Origin of the sequence: Streptomyces sp. NPDC007264 (genome assembly GCF_042869095.1) — a bacterium.
GTDB lineage: Bacteria > Actinomycetota > Actinomycetes > Streptomycetales > Streptomycetaceae > Streptomyces.
Genome location: NZ_JBIAFD010000006.1, coordinates 327,023 through 344,638 on the forward strand (window position 1 = coordinate 327,023; position 17,616 = coordinate 344,638).

General features: G+C 72.4%; 21 protein-coding genes and 1 pseudogene. 1 reads left to right on the forward strand and 21 read right to left on the reverse strand.

Annotated elements, in window-relative coordinates; translation table 11 throughout:
* Window positions 1–197: 197 nt before the first annotated feature.
* The 11 genes and pseudogenes from lgt to hisI form a co-directional block, all read right to left on the reverse strand.
* Window positions 198–1,014 (reverse strand): annotated as a pseudogene (lgt, locus tag ACFYMU_RS12895) (prolipoprotein diacylglyceryl transferase); the annotation flags it as partial.
* Window positions 1,015–1,126: 112 nt separating this feature from the next.
* Entirely contained in the window at window positions 1,127–1,906 is a 780-nt protein-coding gene (locus ACFYMU_RS12900; protein WP_388372028.1) for a DsbA family protein, read from the reverse strand.
* A gap of 96 nt (window positions 1,907–2,002) precedes the next feature.
* On the reverse strand, window positions 2,003–2,818 hold the full coding sequence (gene trpA, locus ACFYMU_RS12905; RefSeq protein ID WP_388372030.1) for a tryptophan synthase subunit alpha: 816 nt from the start codon (window positions 2,816–2,818) through the stop codon (window positions 2,003–2,005).
* A complete protein-coding gene (gene trpB, locus ACFYMU_RS12910) occupies window positions 2,815–4,101 on the reverse strand; it encodes a tryptophan synthase subunit beta (protein WP_388372032.1) in 1,287 nt (428 codons plus the stop codon). The genes trpA and trpB overlap by 4 nt, the downstream gene beginning before the upstream one ends.
* A 188-nt stretch (window positions 4,102–4,289) precedes the next feature.
* Window positions 4,290–4,484 carry a tryptophan biosynthesis modulator TrpM gene (gene trpM / locus ACFYMU_RS12915; RefSeq protein WP_388372244.1) on the reverse strand — a complete coding sequence of 65 codons (195 nt, stop codon included), beginning with the start codon at window positions 4,482–4,484 and terminating at the stop codon, window positions 4,290–4,292.
* A 25-nt stretch (window positions 4,485–4,509) separates the two neighbouring features.
* Window positions 4,510–5,319 carry an indole-3-glycerol phosphate synthase TrpC gene (gene trpC, locus ACFYMU_RS12920; protein ID WP_388372034.1) on the reverse strand — a complete coding sequence of 270 codons (810 nt, stop codon included), beginning with the start codon at window positions 5,317–5,319 and terminating at the stop codon, window positions 4,510–4,512.
* Window positions 5,320–5,541: 222 nt separating this feature from the next.
* Window positions 5,542–5,991 carry a DUF2752 domain-containing protein gene (locus ACFYMU_RS12925; protein WP_388372036.1) on the reverse strand — a complete coding sequence of 150 codons (450 nt, stop codon included), beginning with the start codon at window positions 5,989–5,991 and terminating at the stop codon, window positions 5,542–5,544.
* Between the two features lie 111 nt (window positions 5,992–6,102).
* Window positions 6,103–6,342, reverse strand: a complete 240-nt coding sequence (locus ACFYMU_RS12930; protein WP_388372037.1) for an HGxxPAAW family protein — start codon at window positions 6,340–6,342, stop codon at window positions 6,103–6,105.
* Window positions 6,343–6,455: 113 nt separating this feature from the next.
* Window positions 6,456–7,094 (reverse strand): TIGR02234 family membrane protein, encoded by a 639-nt coding sequence (locus ACFYMU_RS12935; RefSeq protein WP_388372039.1) that lies wholly within the window; start codon window positions 7,092–7,094, stop codon window positions 6,456–6,458.
* Window positions 7,095–7,156: 62 nt separating this feature from the next.
* Window positions 7,157–8,644, reverse strand: a complete 1,488-nt coding sequence (locus ACFYMU_RS12940) for an anthranilate synthase component I (RefSeq protein WP_388372041.1) — start codon at window positions 8,642–8,644, stop codon at window positions 7,157–7,159.
* An 11-nt stretch (window positions 8,645–8,655) separates the two neighbouring features.
* Window positions 8,656–9,057, reverse strand: a complete 402-nt coding sequence (gene hisI / locus ACFYMU_RS12945; RefSeq protein ID WP_388372043.1) for a phosphoribosyl-AMP cyclohydrolase — start codon at window positions 9,055–9,057, stop codon at window positions 8,656–8,658.
* A gap of 82 nt (window positions 9,058–9,139) precedes the next feature.
* Between hisI and ACFYMU_RS12950 the strand changes: the two genes are divergently transcribed.
* A complete protein-coding gene (locus ACFYMU_RS12950; protein ID WP_388372045.1) occupies window positions 9,140–9,775 on the forward strand; it encodes a TIGR03085 family metal-binding protein in 636 nt (211 codons plus the stop codon).
* A 9-nt stretch (window positions 9,776–9,784) separates the two neighbouring features.
* Here the strand turns inward: ACFYMU_RS12950 and ACFYMU_RS12955 are convergent, their stop codons facing one another.
* From ACFYMU_RS12955 to hisD, 10 genes are all read right to left on the reverse strand, one after another.
* Window positions 9,785–11,035: an MFS transporter gene (locus ACFYMU_RS12955; protein WP_388372046.1), complete on the reverse strand. Its 1,251-nt coding sequence runs from the start codon at window positions 11,033–11,035 to the stop codon at window positions 9,785–9,787.
* Between the two features lie 14 nt (window positions 11,036–11,049).
* Window positions 11,050–11,637, reverse strand: a complete 588-nt coding sequence (locus ACFYMU_RS12960) for an ArsR/SmtB family transcription factor (RefSeq protein ID WP_388372048.1) — start codon at window positions 11,635–11,637, stop codon at window positions 11,050–11,052.
* 130 nt (window positions 11,638–11,767) lie between these two features.
* Window positions 11,768–12,523 (reverse strand): imidazole glycerol phosphate synthase subunit HisF, encoded by a 756-nt coding sequence (gene hisF, locus ACFYMU_RS12965; RefSeq protein ID WP_388372050.1) that lies wholly within the window; start codon window positions 12,521–12,523, stop codon window positions 11,768–11,770.
* A gap of 105 nt (window positions 12,524–12,628) precedes the next feature.
* Entirely contained in the window at window positions 12,629–13,021 is a 393-nt protein-coding gene (locus ACFYMU_RS12970; RefSeq protein ID WP_388372052.1) for a RidA family protein, read from the reverse strand.
* Window positions 13,018–13,743: a bifunctional 1-(5-phosphoribosyl)-5-((5-phosphoribosylamino)methylideneamino)imidazole-4-carboxamide isomerase/phosphoribosylanthranilate isomerase PriA gene (priA, locus tag ACFYMU_RS12975; RefSeq protein ID WP_388372054.1), complete on the reverse strand. Its 726-nt coding sequence runs from the start codon at window positions 13,741–13,743 to the stop codon at window positions 13,018–13,020. Before priA ends, ACFYMU_RS12970 begins: the two co-directional genes overlap by 4 nt.
* Window positions 13,744–13,746: 3 nt before the next feature.
* Window positions 13,747–14,394: an imidazole glycerol phosphate synthase subunit HisH gene (hisH, locus tag ACFYMU_RS12980; RefSeq protein WP_388372055.1), complete on the reverse strand. Its 648-nt coding sequence runs from the start codon at window positions 14,392–14,394 to the stop codon at window positions 13,747–13,749.
* A complete protein-coding gene (locus tag ACFYMU_RS12985) occupies window positions 14,385–14,549 on the reverse strand; it encodes a hypothetical protein (protein WP_388372057.1) in 165 nt (54 codons plus the stop codon). The genes hisH and ACFYMU_RS12985 overlap by 10 nt, the downstream gene beginning before the upstream one ends.
* 4 nt (window positions 14,550–14,553) lie before the next feature.
* Entirely contained in the window at window positions 14,554–15,147 is a 594-nt protein-coding gene (hisB, locus tag ACFYMU_RS12990) for an imidazoleglycerol-phosphate dehydratase HisB (RefSeq protein ID WP_388372059.1), read from the reverse strand.
* Window positions 15,144–16,250 carry a histidinol-phosphate transaminase gene (locus tag ACFYMU_RS12995; protein ID WP_388372060.1) on the reverse strand — a complete coding sequence of 369 codons (1,107 nt, stop codon included), beginning with the start codon at window positions 16,248–16,250 and terminating at the stop codon, window positions 15,144–15,146. The genes hisB and ACFYMU_RS12995 overlap by 4 nt, the downstream gene beginning before the upstream one ends.
* Entirely contained in the window at window positions 16,247–17,572 is a 1,326-nt protein-coding gene (hisD, locus tag ACFYMU_RS13000; protein WP_388372062.1) for a histidinol dehydrogenase, read from the reverse strand. The genes ACFYMU_RS12995 and hisD overlap by 4 nt, the downstream gene beginning before the upstream one ends.
* Between the last annotated feature and the right edge of the window lie 44 nt (window positions 17,573–17,616).

Genomic DNA, 17,616 nt, shown 5'->3' on the forward strand with positions numbered 1-17,616 from the left:
CCCGGCCTCCGTGGTCTGCCCGGCCTCCGTGGTGTCCGTGGCCTTGGGAGCGGCCGCGGTCTTCGGAGCGGCCGAGGCCTTCACGGACGCCTGCTTCTCGTCCGCGGCCCGGGACGTCGGCGTCTGCTCCTGCTCGACCGCCTCGCCGTCCACCGCCTCGGCAGCGGAGGCGTCGGCGTCGCCGGCCGGGGCATCGGAGTCGCCCGGTTCGACCACTGCCTCCCGGCCGGGCCGCAGCCGGGCCGACACCACGATGTAGATCACGGCGAGCAGGAACACCCCGAGCGCGGTCCAGTCGTTCAGCCGCAGACCGAGGATGTGGTGCGCGTCGTCGACCCGCATGTACTCGATCCAGCCGCGGCCCACGCAGTACGCCGCGACGTACAGCGCGAACGCCCGCCCGTGCCCCAGCGCGAAGCGGCGGTCCGCCCAGATCACCAGCAGCGCGACACCGATGCACCACAGCGATTCGTACAGGAACGTCGGGTGGTAGTAGCCCGGCACCCGCCCGTCGGCCGAGGAGGTGATGTGCAGCGCCCACGGGACATCCGTCGCCCGTCCGTACAGCTCCTGGTTGAACCAGTTGCCCCAGCGGCCGATCGCCTGGGCGAAGGCGATGCCGGGCGCGACGGCGTCGGCGTACGCGGGCAGCGGGATGCCGCGGCGACGGCAGCCGATCCACGCGCCGACCGCCCCGAGCGCCACCGCGCCCCAGATGCCGAGCCCGCCCTGCCAGATCTTGAAGGCGTCCACCCAGTCACGGCCCTCGCTGAAGTACAGCTCGTAGTCCGTGATCACGTGGTAGAGCCGCCCGCCGACGAGGCCGAACGGCACCGCCCAGACAGCGATGTCGGCCACCGTGCCGGCTCGACCGCCCCGGGCGATCCAGCGCTTGTTGCCGAGCCACACGGCCACGAAGACACCGATGATGATGCAGAACGCGTAGCCGCGCAGCGGGATGGGGCCGAGATGCAGCACCCCGCGCGACGGGCTGGGAATGTAGGCAAGTTCCATGGCAGGACCGACGCTACCGTGCCGGGCATGCACGGTGGCAACCCACCTGGCTACGGCTCCATAACGTACGCTGCCCCGCGCCCCTGGGCCGGGGCACCGCTCGGCGCGCGCCTCAGCGCTTGCTGGCCTCCTCCACCAACAGCTTCAGTCTCGCCGGTGTCATGGTCCGGTCGGTGTAGATGTTCTTGCCGCCGAGCAGCACGGTCGGCGTGCCGGGGAAGCCTCCGCTCTGGAACGCGGCGTTCGACTTCACCACCCAGCTGTTGTGCTTGCCGTCCTGGACGCACTTCTGGAACGCGGGCGTGTCCAGACCGGGCACCTTGCCCGCCAGGGCGATGAGCCTGTCGTCGCTCCCGAAGGCGTCCTGGGTCTCCTTGGGCTGGTTCCGGTACAGCGTGTCGTGGTAGCTCACGAACTTGCCGGCGTCCTGGGCGCACGCCGCCGCGTTGGCCGCGCGGCGGGAGCCGCTGCCGCCCATGTTTCCGTCGATGAGCGTGACCAGGTGGTACTCGACCTTGAGCTTTCCGGCGTCGACCAGCTGGTGGATCGTCGGGCGGTAGGTGGCCTCGAACACCTGGCAGGCCGGGCAGCGGAAGTCCTCCCACACCGTGAGGGTCGACTTGGCGGAGTCCCGGCCGACGGGGATCGCGAGGCCGTCCTTGCCCACCGCTCCGGAGGGCGCCACGGCGGGCCCTGCGGAGTCGCTCTCCTTGCCGCCCTTGCCGGCGTTCGCCGCAAGGACGCCCACCACCGTCGCCAGGGCCAGGACGCAGACGACCGAGGCGCCCACGATCAGCGCCCGGCGGCGCTTGTCCGCGGCCCGCTGCTTCTCTCGCTCGATCGCCATCCGCTCACGGGCGGTGCGCTTTCCGTCACGGTTCTTCTCGCTCACATCCGGCAGAACGAACCGGGGAGACGCAGCGCGCCTCCCCGGCTCCAGGTCCACCCCTTCGAGTGAGCGGATGGCCCTCCGGCCGCCTCCGCCGCGTCAGCCGGCCCGGCGCACGCCTTCGGCCAGGTCGCCCGCCAGGGCCCGCACGGCCGCCAGGGCCGCCGCCTCGTCCTCGGCGTCCAGGATCCGCTTCACGAACGCCGAACCCACGATGACGCCGTCGGCGAACCCGGCCACCTGAGCCGCCTGCCCGGCATCGGAGACGCCGAGACCGACGCAGACCGGCAGCTCGGTGGTCGCCCGGGTACGGCGGACCAGGTCCTGGGCCTGCGCGCCGACGCTCTCACGGGTGCCGGTGACGCCCATGAGCGAGGCCGCGTAGACGAAGCCGGAACCCGCCGCGGTGATCTCGGCGAGCCGCTCGTCCCTGCTGCTCGGCGCGACCACGAAGACCGTGGCGAGCCCGTGCTTCTCGGCGTGCTCCCGCCACAGGGCCGACTCCTGCACGGGCAGGTCCGGCAGGATGCAGCCGGCGCCGCCCGCCTCGGCCAGCTCGGCGGTGAAGCGCTCCACGCCGTAGCGGTCGATCGGGTTCCAGTACGTCATCACGAGCACCGGCTTGCCGGTCGCCGCGTACGCCTCGCGGACCGTGCGCATGACGTCGGCGATCTTGACGCCGCCGCGCAGGGCGATGTCGTCGGCGGTCTGGATGACGGGCCCGTCGAGCACCGGGTCGCTGTGCGGCAGGCCCACCTCGACGACGTCGGCGCCGCCGTCGAAGACCGCCTTGATCGCCGCGATGCCGCCGTCGACGGTCGGGAAGCCGGCCGGCAGATAGGCGATGAGCGCGGACCGTCCCTCCGCCTTCGCGGCGGCGAGGGTGTCGGACAGCAGCTGGATGTTTCCGCTCACTTGACGTCCCCCTCGATCTCCGCGGTGTCGCTGTCGGCGTCCGCGGCGACGGACGCGTCGGTGTCGTACAGGCCGAAGTAGCGGGCGGCCGTGTCCATGTCCTTGTCGCCACGGCCGGACAGGTTGACCACGATCAGCCCGTCCTTCCCCAGCTCCCTGCCGACCTCCAGGGCACCGGCGAGCGCGTGGGCGCTCTCGATGGCCGGGATGATGCCCTCGGTGCGGGACAGCAGGCGCAGGGCCTGCATCGCCGCGTCGTCGGTGACGGCGCGGTACTCGCCGCGGCCGCTGTCCTTGAGGTAGGCGTGCTCGGGGCCGATCCCCGGATAGTCGAGACCCGCCGAGATCGAGTAGGGCTCGGTGATCTGGCCCTCCTCGTCCTGGAGCACATAGGACCGGGAGCCGTGCAGGATGCCCGGCTCGCCGGCGCTGAGGGTCGCGGCGTGTTCGCCGGTCCCGATGCCGTGGCCGGCGGGCTCGCAGCCGATGAGGCGCACGGACGGGTCGGGGATGAACGCGTGGAAGAGCCCGATGGCGTTGGAGCCGCCGCCCACGCAGGCGACGGCGGCGTCGGGCAGGCGCCCGGCGCGCTCCAGGAGCTGCCTCCGGGCCTCCACCCCGATGACCCGGTGGAAGTCGCGGACCATGGCGGGGAAGGGGTGGGGACCGGCGACGGTGCCGAAGAGGTAGTGGGTGTGGTCGACGTTGGCGACCCAGTCGCGGAACGCCTCGTTGATGGCGTCCTTCAGGGTGCGCGAGCCGGACTTCACGGCGATGACCTCGGCGCCGAGCATCCGCATGCGGGCCACGTTGAGTGCCTGGCGCCGGGTGTCGATCTCACCCATGTAGATGGTGCAGTCCAGGCCGAACAGGGCGCAGGCGGTCGCCGTCGCGACGCCGTGCTGGCCGGCGCCGGTCTCCGCGATCACCCGGGTCTTGCCCATGCGCCTGGTGAGCAGGGCCTGGCCGAGCACATTGTTGATCTTGTGGGACCCGGTGTGGTTGAGGTCCTCGCGCTTGAGGAACATCCGGGCACCACCGGCGTGTTCGGCGAACCGCGGCACCTCGGTGAGGGCGCTGGGCCGGCCGGTGTAGTTGACGAGCAGGTCGTCGAGCTCGCGGGCGAACTCGGGGTCGGCCTTCGCCTTGTCGTACTCGACGGCGACCTCGTCCACGGCGGCGACGAGGGCCTCCGGGATGAACTTTCCGCCGTAGGCGCCGAAGTAGCCCTCGGCACTGGGGACCCGGCCCTCGGGGTCGGGAATGAAGAACTCGCTGGGCATGCGGTTACCTCGCAGGGGCGTGCTGCCCCGGATCGGTCGGACGGGAGTCACGTGGGTGGCGTGCGCGCGTCGTCCCCCGCGGCCGCCGCCGTCCGCCGCCCGGCGTCACCGGGAGGCGGGAGGAGGCGGCGGGGCGGTCCGGCCGTGTGGCGGACGGCGTCCGGCTCAGAGCCCGTGCACACGGGCTCTCAGGCCGGTCGCGGACGACCGGCGCGCACGCATGAGCGCCATCGCATGCCGTTCACCTGACCCGGCTCGTCACCGATGACGTACCGCACCCGTCGCCCGTGCACGCGCCGCGCGGGCGCCCGGCAGCCGCGCGGCCGGCACCCGCGGGCGAGGCGGGCATACGGATCCCTGGTCGCCACGGTGATCAGAAGCATCATCAGCGCCAACCCTACCGGGGTGTCAGCCCCGCCCGTGCCGCAGCGCCGGGTGCGCACCCGCCGCCACCAGGTCGGCGACCGCCGTCCTCGGATCGCGCCCGGTCACCAGCGACTCGCCCACGAGCACCGCGTCGGCGCCCGCGTTGGCGTACGCGATCAGGTCGTGCGGCCCGCGGACGCCGGACTCGGCGACCTTCAGGATCCCCGCGGGGACCTCGGGGGCGACCCGCTCGAACGTGGAGCGGTCGACCTCCAGGGTCTTGAGGTTGCGTGCGTTGACGCCGATCACCTTCGCGCCGGCGTCCACGGCCCGCTCGACCTCCTCCTCGTCGTGCACCTCGACGAGCGGCGTGAGCCCGATGGACTCGGCGCGCTCGATGAGGGATTCGAGGGCGGGCTGGTCGAGGGCGGCGACGATCAGCAGCGCGAGGTCGGCGCCGTACACCCGCGCCTCCCACAGCTGGTAGGAGGTGACGATGAAGTCCTTGCGCAGCACCGGGATGTCGACCCGGGCCCGCACGGCCTCCAGGTCGGCCAGCGAGCCGCCGAAGCGGCGCTGCTCGGTGAGCACGGAGATGACGGCGGCGCCGCCCGCCTCGTAGTCCGCCGCGAGACCCGCCGGGTCGGCGATCGCGGCGAGCGCTCCCTTGGACGGGCTGGACCGCTTCACCTCGCAGATCACCTTGACGCCGTCACCGCGCAGGGCGGCGAGGCCGTCCCTGGCCGCGGGTGCCTTCGCCGCGCGCTCCTTGAGCTCGTCGAGGCTGACGCGCGCCTGCCGCTCCGCGAGGTCGGCACGGACTCCGTCGATGATCTCGTCGAGCACACTCACGCGAGCGGCCCCCTTCCTGGCGGTTGACGCTTCAAGCGGCTCAACCGGGTTGAGCCTCGGCCCACCGGGGCCGCTGGACGGACGAAACCGATGGTCACTGTGATGGTATCCGGAGGAAGGCGTAGCCCTCGCATCCGGTTGACGCCGGTCCCTGCCCCGCCCTCGAACCAGCTTCGCACGGCTCGGGCGAAAGGGGCTCTTTACTGGACGTTCACCAGTTGATCAAGGATGCAGCCAGCCACCGAACGGCAGGTTCCGGACAACCGTGAAGACCAGCAGCAATGCTCCCAGGCTCCACAGGTGCACCGGCCTCGGGTCGACCCGCAGCGGCCGTCCCCGCACCGCACGGATCACCCACACGGCCCACAGCACGGCGAAGACCGGATAGCCGACGGCGGCCAGGGCGTTGTCCTGGAGCGCCGTCAGGAGGTCTCCGTGCACGAAGGCGTGCGCACTGCGCAGTCCGCCGCAGCCGGGGCAGTACACGCCGGTGAGGCGCAGCAGCGGACAGACCGGGTAGTGCCCGGGTTCGTTCGGGTCCACGGCCCCGACGTACACGAAGGCCGCGACGACACTCGTGAGCACCCCGGCGGGGACGGCGGCGCGCCGGAGCGCGGCGGCCGGCCCGGGGCCGCCGCGGGCCGCGGTCGCAGGGGCGGATTCGGCGTTCACACTCGCATTCTGCCCGTCCCGCGCCCGGTACGCCCACCGCACCCGGACACGCGAGAGGCGGCCCCCGCGCTCAGGGCGGGGGCCGCCTCTCGTGCACAGACCGCGGAGGGCTCAGCGCTCCGTCGCGCTCGCCGGCTGGGGCGCCGAGTGCACCGGCGTCTTCGGCTGGCCGAGGCCCATCTGCCGCATGATGCCGCCGACGACGGCGCCGGCGCCGCACAGCGCGATGCCCGCCCAGAAGCCGACGGGCTGGTTCATCACGGTGAAAGCGCCCGCGACGCAGAAACCGATGAAGGCGATGATGACGCCGGTCCAGGCGGCCGGGGTGTGACCGTGGCTGCTGCCCGCCATGACTTGCTCCTCGTTAGCTGAATGTGCTCGTGTGAGTCGGACGCTCGGCGACCATTGTCGCGTACCCGCGCGTCCGAGGTGAGCCGGGGTCACCCTCGCGCGGCGCCGGCGTTTCAGACGCCGGTGGGGTCCTCGCCCCGGTCGAGTGCCTTCCACAGGTCCTCGGGGCGCTCCGGGTCGGCCGGCCGTGCCCTGCGCGGGCCGGGCGCGCCGCCGCGCTCGTAGCGGCCGGACATCGCCGGCCACAGCCGGCCGTGGCGCAGGGCCAGCAGCCCGGCGAGGAGGATGAGCGCCCCGCCGGCCGCCGCGACGTAGGGCCAGGCGGTGTGGGTGAGCGCGGCGGCGGTCGCGGAGGTGTCACCGGCCGCCTGGGCCGCCTTCTCGTCCAGCGCGGAGCTGTCGGTGGCGCCGAGGAGCGCCGCGGCGACGGTGCCCGCGCCGGAGAGCGCGAGCAGCCCGGAGACGAGCAGCCGTCCGGCCCTGCGGACGGCGAAGACGGCGACGAGCGCGGCGAGGCCCACGACGGCGAGGGCCGCGGGCACACCCGTGACGTCGCTCCCCTTGGCGGTCAGCGGGAAGTCGGCGCCGGCCACCGACACGGTCCCCGCCGACCACTCCTGCCGGGAGGACAGCAGCACCACGGCCGCGCCGGCCGCCCCGCACAGCAGGGCCGGGGCGAGGGCGCGGCGGCCGGAGCGCGGGGGCGCGGCGGCCTCGGATCGGGGGTCAGGTACGGCAGTCACGTACTCCACTATCGCCTGCCGCCCGGGCGAACCGTCACCCGGGACCCCTCGTCGGCCGTCGGCCCGCCGGCTCACCCGCCCAGCCGGTTCGCCGTGTGGACCGCCCGCAGCACCGCCGCCGCCTTGTTGCGGCACTCGGTGTCCTCGGCGACCGGGTCGGAGTCGGCGACGATGCCCGCGCCCGCCTGGACGTAGGCGGTGCCGTCGCGCAGCAGGGCCGTGCGGATGGCGATGGCGGTGTCGGAGTCGCCGGCGAAGTCGAGATAGCCGACGCAGCCGCCGTACAGCCCCCGCCGGGACGGCTCGAGCTCGTCGATGATCTGCATCGCGCGCGGCTTGGGCGCGCCGGAGAGCGTGCCGGCCGGGAAGCACGCAGTCAGGACGTCGAACGCCGTGCGGCCCCGGGCGACCCGGCCGGTCACGGTGGAGACGATGTGCATCACGTGCGAGTACCGCTCGACGGACATGAAGTCGACGACCTCCACCGAGCCGGGCTCGCAGACCCGGCCCAGGTCGTTGCGGCCCAGGTCGACGAGCATCAGATGCTCGGCGCGCTCCTTGGGGTCGGCCAGCAGTTCCTCGGCGAGGGCCTGGTCCTCCTGCGGGGTGGCGCCGCGGTGCCGGGTGCCGGCGATCGGGTGGACCATCGCACGGCCGTCCTCGACCTTGACCAGTGCCTCCGGGCTGGACCCGACGACATCGAAACCGTCGAAGCGGAACAGGTACATGTACGGCGACGGGTTGGTGGCACGCAGCACCCGGTACACGTCCAACGCGCGGGCCGTGCAGGGGGTCTCGAAGCGCTGCGAGGGGACCACCTGGAACGCCTCGCCCGCGCGGATGCGCTCCTTGATGTCCTCGACGGCGTCCTGGAAGTCGGCACCGCCCCACCGGGCCGTGTAGGCGGGCAGCTCGGAGGGCGGGAGGGCGGCGGGCGGCTGGGCCACCGGGCGGGACAGGTCGGCCTCCATCGCGTCGAGGCGGGCCACGGCGTCCGCGTACGCCTCGTCGACGCCGGTGTCGAGGTCGTTGTGGTTGATCGCGTTGGCGATCAGCAGGACCGAGCCCTCCCAGTGGTCCATGACGGCAAGGTCGCTGGTCAGCAGCATGGTCAGCTCGGGGAGTCCGAGATCGTCGCGTTCGCCGGGCCCGATCCGCTCCAGGCGGCGCACGATGTCGTAGCCCAGATAGCCGACCATGCCGCCCGTGAAGGGCGGCAGACCGTCCTGGTGGGGCGTGTGCAGCGCCTCGATGGTGGCCCGGAGGGCGGCCAGCGGGTCGCCGTCGAGGGGGACCCCGACGGGCGGCGCGCCGAGCCAGTGGGCCTGGCCGTCCCTGGTCGTGAGGGTGGCCGCGCTGCGGACGCCCACGAAGGAGTAGCGGGACCACTGGTACGCGGCACGGCCGTTCTCCGCGGACTCCAGCAGGAAGGTGCCGGGACGCTCGGCGGCGAGCTTGCGGTAGAGCGCCACCGGCGTGTCGCCGTCGGCCAGGAGCTTGCGCGTGACGGGGATGACGCGGCGGTCGACGGCCTGCTTGCGGAACGTCTCGAGGTCCATGGCGGCCGACCTTACTGATCCGCGGAGGGTGCGCCGGAACCGGCGTCCCCGAGCAGCACATCGGCGTCGAAGCACGTGCGGTCGCCGGTGTGGCAGGCGCCGCCGACCTGGTCGACCCTGACGAGCACCGCGTCGGCGTCGCAGTCGAGGGCGACCGACTTCACGTGCTGGAGGTGGCCGGACGTGTCGCCCTTGACCCAGTACTCCCGGCGGCTGCGCGACCAGTACGTGCACCGGCCGGTCGTCAGCGTGCGGTGCAGCGCCTCGTCGTCCATCCAGCCGAGCATCAGCACCTCACCGGTGTCGTACTGCTGGGCGATGGCGGGGAGCAACCCGTCCGCGCTGCGCTTGAGACGCGCCGCGATCTCGGGGTCCAGGCCGCTGGTCCTGCTGGGCGGAGGCGTGCTGGTCATGCCGCCCATTGTGCCGCGCCGGGCCGACATGCCCGGCCGGCGTCCAGTGGGCGGACCGCGCACCGGGTCGTACGCTGACTGCATGTCGACCCATGCCAAGCGTGAACGACTTCTTTTCGCCGATCTGTTGGAGGCCACGGGCCCGGACGCGCCCACCCTGTGCGAGGGCTGGACCACCCGCGACCTGGCCGCGCATGTCGTGGTGCGCGAGCGCCGTCCGGACGCGGCCGGGGGCGTCCTCGTCAAACAGCTCGCCCCCCGTCTGGGCCGCGTCATGGCGGAGTACACCGACAAGCCGTACGAGGAACTGATCCAGCTCATCCGTACGGGTCCGCCGCGGTTCTCGCCGTTCTCGCTGAAGCAGATCGACGAGATGGCGAACATCGTCGAGTTCTACGTCCACACGGAGGACGTGCGCCGTGCGCAGCCCGACTGGACGCCGCGCGAGCTGGACCCGGTCTTCCAGGACGCGCTGTGGTCACGGCTGGAGCGCACGGCGCGCCTGACGGGCCGCGGCGCGCCCACGGGCCTGGTGCTGCGCCGCCCCGACGGGCGGACGGCGGTCGCGCACCGGGGCACGCCGGTCGTGACGGTCACGGGCGAGCCCTCCGAACTCCTGATGTTCGTGCTGGGGCGGCAGCGGGTGGCGGACGTGCAGCTGGAGGGCGACAAGGACGCCGTCGCGAAGATGCAGGTCGCGAAGGAGCTGGGGATCTGAGGCGGGTGGTCAGCGGGGGAGTTCGGCGCGACGGAGAGCGCGGGAGCAGAGGCCGCAGATCCCCGCGAGACCGCAGATCCCCGCGCTCGCGGTGAACACGGGGCCGGTGCCCCACAGACCGATGGCGGCACCGGTCAGCGGGAAGGTGAGCGGGGCGACTCCCAGGCTGAAGAAGCTCGACACGGACGTGACGCGGCCTACGTAGGCCCGGTCGGACTCGGCCTGCAGCAGCGCCCCGCACAGGACGCCGCTCAGCCCGGAGATCAGTCCGACGGCGAGCGCCACGCCGACGACGAGCGCGAGGTGGGTCGTGCAGGTGAGGGCGGCGATCGCGACGGCGCTGGCCACGCCAGTCATGGACAGGACGAGCCCGGCACGCGGTAAGCGTCCCCGGACGGTCAGCAGCAGCGATGCCGCCCCCGCGCCCGTCCCGAACCCGGCGATCACCCAGCCCACCCCGGAGGCGCCCCAGCCGCGCTCGTCCGCGAGCAGGATCAGGCCCGTATTCAGCGGGCCGACGAAGCCGAGGTCGCTGAGCGCGATGACGACGATCAGCGGGCGCAGCACCCGGTGGCCGCGTATGTAGCGCAGGCCGTCGGCCAGATCGCTCCACGTGGTGCGCCCGGCGCGCGTGTCGTCCGCGGGCGGCTCCCCCAGGCGCACGGCGAGCAGCAGCGGCAGGGAGGATCCGAACAGCAGCCCGGCCATGCCGAACGCCGCCGCCGGGCCCCCGAGTGCCAGGCCGAGGCCGCCGAGCGGGGCCCCGGTGACGTTGGCCAGCCGGATCACGAGTCCGCGCATGCCCTGCACCCGAGCTAGCTGTCCGCGCCCCGTGATACGGGTCGGGAGAGCACCCAGCGCGGGCATCATGAGGGCGTCGACGGTACCGAAGACCAGGGCCAGCGCGGCCAACGGCCACAGTCCCGAACGGCCCATGAGCAGCAGCCCGGCCACCGCGACGACCACCACGCAGCGCACGCCGTCGCTGCCGATCAGGACCCTGCGCGGGCCGAACCGGTCCGCGACCACGCCCCCGCCCAGCATCAGCAGGGCACGCGGCGCGGCGCTGAGCGCGGTGACGAGGCCCGCCTGCGCGGGCGTGCCGGCCTGGACCGCCGCCCAGGACAGGGCGAGGTAGTAGACGTTGTCACCGACCGTCGACGAGGCGTACGCGCCGAGCCAGCGCAGCACGTTGGGGTCGCGGTGGGCGGGGCGTTCGGCGGAGTGCCGCCCCTCGGATATCGCGGACGCGGTGGTCAAGGAGGTCGCCTCGCTCAGACTCGGAAGGGAAAGGCGTACGAGTGCACCGCGACGTGCTCGCGGCCCGTGGTGTCTCCGGCGGCCTCCAGGGCGCGCCCCCGCTCGTCGTACTTCTTGAGCAGGTCCTGCAGTTCCCTCTTCAGATCCGCCAGTTCGGGGGCCGTCAGCCGCAGCAGCGACTCCGAGTCGTGAGCGGCCTCGTTCCACTCCGGTCCCCAGCGGGTGCGGGTGTCGAGGTAGGTGCGGTACATCTCGGCGCGCTGTTCCAGGAAGAGCCGCGATGCCGCCAGATGCGCCGCCACCTTCTCGGGCGCGTCCCGGAAGTCCTCGTCGCGCACGGAGATGCCGTCCGAGGCCGGCTGCCACCAGCGCTCGCGCGCGTCCCCGCTCCGCGGCCCCGCCTCCTCGATCAGCCCGTGCCCGGCGAGTTTGCGCAGGTGGTAGCTGACCAGCGAGACGGCCTCGTCCACCTGCTCGGCCAGCTGCGAGGCGGTCGCCGCCTCGGCCACGAACAGCAGTCGGTAGAGCTTGAGGCGGAGCGGGTGGGCCAGTGCCTTCAGCGTGCCGAGGTCGGTGATCCGGCGGTTCTCCTTGCGTGCCATGCCCCCACGCTAGACAGGAAAGAAAAGTTGCACAATATATTTTGCGCAATTTATCTTTCGCATCTGCCCGGACGAAACCCCGGCCACCCATCAGGTGACCGGGGTTCGACCGCTCGATCCGGGCGCCGTGTCAGCGGACCGGGTGGCCCGCCTTCCGCAGGGTCTCCTTCACCTCGGCGATCCGCAGGTCCCCGAAGTGGAACACCGACGCCGCCAGCACCGCGTCCGCGCCCGCGGCGACGGCCGGCGGGAAGTCGGCCGGTTTGCCCGCGCCGCCGGAGGCGATGAGGGGGACGGTCACGTGCTTGCGCACGGCCGCGATCATCTCCAGGTCGTAGCCGTCCTTGGTGCCGTCCGCGTCCATCGAGTTGAGCAGGATCTCCCCCGCGCCCAGCTCGGCGGCGCGGTGCGCCCACTCCACCGCGTCGATGCCGGTGCCGCGACGACCGCCGTGGGTCGTCACCTCGAAGCTCCCCGAGGGAGTGCGCCGTGCGTCCACGGACAGCACCAGCACCTGCCGGCCGAAGCGCTCGGCGATCTCGCGGATCAGGTCCGGGCGGGCGATCGCGGCCGTGTTCACGCCCACCTTGTCGGCGCCCGCCCGCAGCAGCCTGTCCACGTCCTCGGCCGAGCGCACGCCGCCGCCGACCGTGAGCGGGATGAACACCTGCTCGGCGGTGCGGCGCACCACGTCGTACGTCGTCTCGCGATTGCCCGAGGACGCGGTGATGTCCAGGAACGTCAGCTCGTCGGCGCCCTCGGCGTCGTACACCTTGGCCATCTCGACGGGGTCGCCCGCGTCGCGCAGGTTCTGGAAATTGACGCCCTTGACGACCCGGCCGCCGTCCACGTCCAGGCAGGGAATGACTCGGACCGCCAGGGTCATGAATCCACGGCTCCTCTTGCTGTTTCCGGCCTTCGGAAAGGCTTCTTCCAGCCTCCGAAGGCTCCTTCCAGCCCCCGAAGGCTTCTTCCGGCCCCGAAGGCTCCTTCAGCCTCGGAAGGCTTCCAGTTCCACTTCGACCAGGATGCGCGGGTCGACGAAGCCCTCCACGACCAGCAGGGTCGTGATCGGGCGCACCGGGTCGAACAGCTCCTTGTGGGCGCGGCCCACCTCGTCGACGTCCCGCAGGTGCGCGAGATATATCCGGGTCCGGAGCACGGACTCGATGCCCAGCCCGAACTCGCCGATCGCTTCGACCGCGCTGGCGAAGGCCACCTTGGCCTGCTCGTACGGGTCGCCCTCCCCGTACAGCACAGGGCCCTGGAAGGCCGTCGTGCCCCCGACCAGCACACGGTCGCCCGCCGCGACGGCGCGTGCGAAACCGAAGGTCTCTTCCCAAGGACTTCCGCTCTGCACACGCCGCACGGCCTCGGACGTCATGACGACACAGCCTCCAGTGCCTCTTCCAGGGTGAACGCCTTCGCGTACAGGGCCTTCCCGACGATCGCGCCTTCGACACCGAGGGGCACGAGGCCGGCGATCGCGCGCAGGTCGTCCAGGGACGACACGCCGCCGGAGGCCACCACCGGGCGGTCGGTGGCGGCGCAGACGTTCTTCAGGAGCTCCAGGTTGGGACCCTGGAGGGTGCCGTCCTTGGCGATGTCGGTGACGACGTACCGCGCGCAGCCCTCCTTGTCCAGGCGCTCCAGCGTCTCGTAGAGGTCACCGCCGTCGCGGGTCCAGCCGCGGCCGCGCAGGGTGGTCCCGCGCACGTCGAGGCCGACCGCGATCCTGTCACCGTGCTCGGCGATGACCTCGGCGACCCACTCGGGGGTCTCCAGGGCGGCGGTGCCCAGGTTCACGCGTGTGCAGCCGGTGGCCAGAGCGGCGGCCAGGGTGTCGTCGTCGCGGATGCCGCCGGACAGCTCCACCTTGATGTCCATGGCCTTCGTGACCTCGCCGATCAGCGCGCGGTTGTCGCCGGTGCCGAACGCGGCGTCCAGGTCGACCAGGTGCAGCCACTCGGCGCCCGCCCGCTGCCAGGCGAGGGCGGCCTCCAGGGGAGAGCCGTACGAGGTCTCCGTGCCGGACTCGCCGTGCACGAGGCGGACGGCCTGGCCGTCGCGGACGTCGACGGCGGGGAGCAGTTCGAGCTTGGCCATGGTCTACAGGGTTCCGATCCAGTTGGTGAGCAGCTGTGCACCGGCGTCGCCGGACTTCTCGGGGTGGAACTGCGTGGCCCACAGGGCGCCGTTCTCGACGGCCGCCACAAAGGGCTTGCCGTGCGTCGACCAGGTGACCTTGGGGGGCCGCAGCGCCGGGCTGAGCGTCTCCAACCGCCAGTCGTGGACGGCGTAGGAGTGCACGAAGTAGTAACGCGCGTCCGCGTCCAGACCCGCGAACAGCTCCGAGTCGGCCGGCGCCTCGACGGTGTTCCAGCCCATGTGGGGCACGATGTCCGCCTGCAGCGGCTCGACCGTGCCGGGCCACTCGTCCAGGCCCTCGGTCTCCACCCCGTGTTCGATGCCGCGAGCGAACAGGATCTGCATGCCGACGCAGATGCCCATCACGGGGCGCCCCCCGGCCAGCCGCCGGCCGATGATCCAGTCTCCGCGCGCCCCGCGCAGGCCCTGCATGCAGGCGGCGAAGGCGCCGACGCCCGGCACCAGCAGGCCGTCGGCGTTCATGGCCCTGTCGAAGTCACGGGTGATCTCGACGTCGGCCCCGGCGCGGGCGAGGGCACGCTCGGCGGAGCGGACGTTGCCGAAGCCGTAGTCGAAGACGACGACGCTCCTGGGCGAGCTCAATTCCACACCTCCAGACGCATGACGCCCGTGACGAGGCACAGGGCCGCGCCGATCGAGAGCAGCACGATGAGGCTCTTCGGCATCTTCTGCCGGACGAAGGAGATGATCCCGCCGACGAGGAAGAGGCCGACGACGATCAGGACGGTCGAGGTACCGTTCATGGCTCTACAGCGCACCCTTCGTGGACGGGAGAATGCCGGCCGCGCGCGGGTCGCGCTCGCTGGCGTACCGCAGCGCCCGCGCCAGCGCCTTGAACTGGCACTCCACGATGTGGTGCGCGTTGCGCCCGTAGGGCACGTGGACGTGCAGTGCGATCTGTGCCTGGGCCACGAAGGACTCCAGGATGTGCCGGGTCATCGTGGTGTCGTAGGCGCCGATCATCGGCGCCATGTTCTCGGGCTCGGTGTGCACCAGGTAGGGGCGGCCGGACAGGTCGACGGTCACCTGTGCGAGCGACTCGTCCAGCGGGACGGTGCAGTTCCCGAAGCGGTAGATGCCCACCTTGTCGCCGAGGGCCTGCCGGAAGGCGGCGCCGAGGGCGAGGGCGCTGTCCTCGATGGTGTGGTGGGAGTCGATGTGCAGGTCGCCCTCGGTCTTCACGGTCAGGTCGAACAGACCGTGCCGGCCGAGTTGGTCGAGCATGTGGTCGTAGAAGCCGACGCCCGTCGTGATGTCGGTCCTGCCGGTGCCGTCGAGGTCGATCTCGACGACCACGGAGGTCTCCTTGGTGGTCCGCTCCACGCGGCCTACCCGGCTCATGCGCTCTGCTCCTTCTTCAGCTCACGTGCCGCGTCCAGGAACGCGTCGTTCTCCTGCGGTGTTCCGGCGCTGACGCGCAGCCGTCCCGGCACGCCGTTGTCCCGGACCAGGACGCCCCGGTCGAGGATCTTCCGCCAGGCCTCGTGGGCGTCGGCGAACCGCCCGAACTGCACGAAGTTCGCGTCGGACTCCGTGACCTCGTAGCCGAGCGCGCGCAGCTCGGTGACCAGCCGGTCCCGCTCGGACTTCAGCTGCTCGACGTACTTGAGCAGCGTGTCGGTGTGCTCCAGCGCGGCCAGGGCGGTCGCCTGGGTGACCGCCGACAGGTGGTAGGGCAGCCGGACGAGCTGGACGGCGTCCACGACCGCCGGGTGCGCGGCGAGGTAGCCGAGACGCAGTCCGGCCGCGCCGAACGCCTTCGACATGGTCCGCGAGACGACGAGATTCGGCCGACCTTCGATGAGCGGCAGCAGCGAACGGCCGTGGCTGAACTCGATGTACGCCTCGTCCACGACGACCATCGACGGCTTCGCCGCCTGTGCGGCGTCGTACAGGGCGAGGACCGTCTCGCCGGGCACCGCGTTGCCGGTGGGGTTGTTGGGGGAGGTGACGAAGACGACGTCCGGCCGGTTCTCGGCGATCGCCCGCTCGGCGGCCGGGAGGTCGATCGTGAAGTCCTCGGTGCGGGGGCCGGAGATCCAGCCGGTGCCCGTGCCGCGCGCGATGAGCGCGTGCATCGAGTACGACGGCTCGAAGCCGATGGCGCTGCGGCCCGGTCCGCCGAAGGTCTGCAGCAGTTGCTGGATGACCTCGTTGGAGCCGTTGGCCGCCCAGACGTTCTCCAGGCCCACCCGGTACCCGCCGGTCGTCGTCAGGTACTCGGCGAGCCTGGTGCGCAGTTCGACGGCGTCCCGGTCCGGATAGCGGTTGAGGCCGCGGGCGGCCTCGCGCACGCGCTCGGCGATCCGCTCGACCAGCGGCTCGGGCAGCGGATACGGGTTCTCGTTGGTGTTCAGCCGTACGGGGACGTCCAGTTGGGGCGCTCCGTAGGGGGACTTGCCGCGCAGTTCGTCCCGTACGGGAAGATCGTCGATTCCAGTCACTTGCTTTCCGGCACCTTCCAACCGAACCGGGCCTTGATGGCGGCGCCGTGCGCCGGCAGGTCCTCCGCCTCCGCCAGCGTCACCACGTGGTGTGCGACCTCGGCCAGCGCGTCCTTCGTGTAGTCGACGACGTGGATGCCGCGCAGGAAGGACTGGACGGACAGGCCCGAGGAGTGACAGGCGCAGCCGCCCGTCGGCAGGACGTGGTTGGACCCGGCCGCGTAGTCGCCGAGCGAGACGGGCGCCCAGGGCCCGACGAAGATCGCGCCCGCGTTGCGCACCCGGTCCGCGACGGCGGCGGCGTCGGCGGTCTGGATCTCCAGGTGCTCGGCGCCGTACGCGTCGACCACCCTGAGCCCCTCGTCGATGCCGTCGACCAGGACGACGGCGGACTGCCTGCCGGCGAGCGCCGGGCGGATCCGGTCCTCGACATGCCGGGTGGCCTCGACCTGCGGCCCGAGTTCCTTCTCCACCGCCTCGGCCAGCTCGACCGAGTCGGTGACCAGGACGGCGGCCGCCAGCGGGTCGTGCTCCGCCTGGCTGATCAGGTCCGAGGCGACGTGCACCGGGTCGGCGGTCTCGTCCGCGAGGATCGCGATCTCGGTGGGGCCGGCCTCCGTGTCGATGCCGATCCGGCCGGTGAAGTAGCGCTTGGCCGCGGCGACCCAGATGTTGCCGGGGCCGGTGACCATGGTGGCGGGCGGGCAGGACTCGGTGCCGTACGCGAACATCGCGACCGCGGTCGCGCCGCCCGCGGCGTAGACCTCGTCGACGCCGAGCAGCGCGCAGGCGGCGAGGATCGTCGGGTGCGGCAGGCCCCCGAACTCGGCCTGGGGCGGGGAGGCGAGGGCGATCGACTCGACACCGGCCTCCTGCGCGGGCACGGCGTTCATGACCACGGACGACGGGTAGACGGACCTGCCGCCGGGCGCGTACAGCCCGACGCGGTCCACCGGCACCCACTTCTCGGTGACCGAGCCGCCGGGCACGACCTGGGTGGTGTGCGTGGTGCGGCGCTGGGCGCGGTGGACGAGGCGGGCGCGGTGGATGGACTCCTCCAGGGCCGCGCGCACGGCCGGGTCGAGCCGGTCGAGGGCCTCGGCGAGCGCCGCGGCCGGAACCCGCACCGACTCCAGGCGTACGCCGTCGAACTTCTCGGCGAAGTCGATCAGCGCCGCGTCGCCCCGATGATGCACGGCCTCGCAGATCGGACGCACCTTCTCCAGGGCGGCCTGAACATCGAAGTCGGCTCGGGGCAGCAGGTCGCGCAGGGCGGGACCCTCGGGGAGGGCGTCGCCGCGCAGATCGATTCGGGAGATCACGGGGCCAATTCTCGCAGACGGCGACGAGGCGCCGGACGACCGTA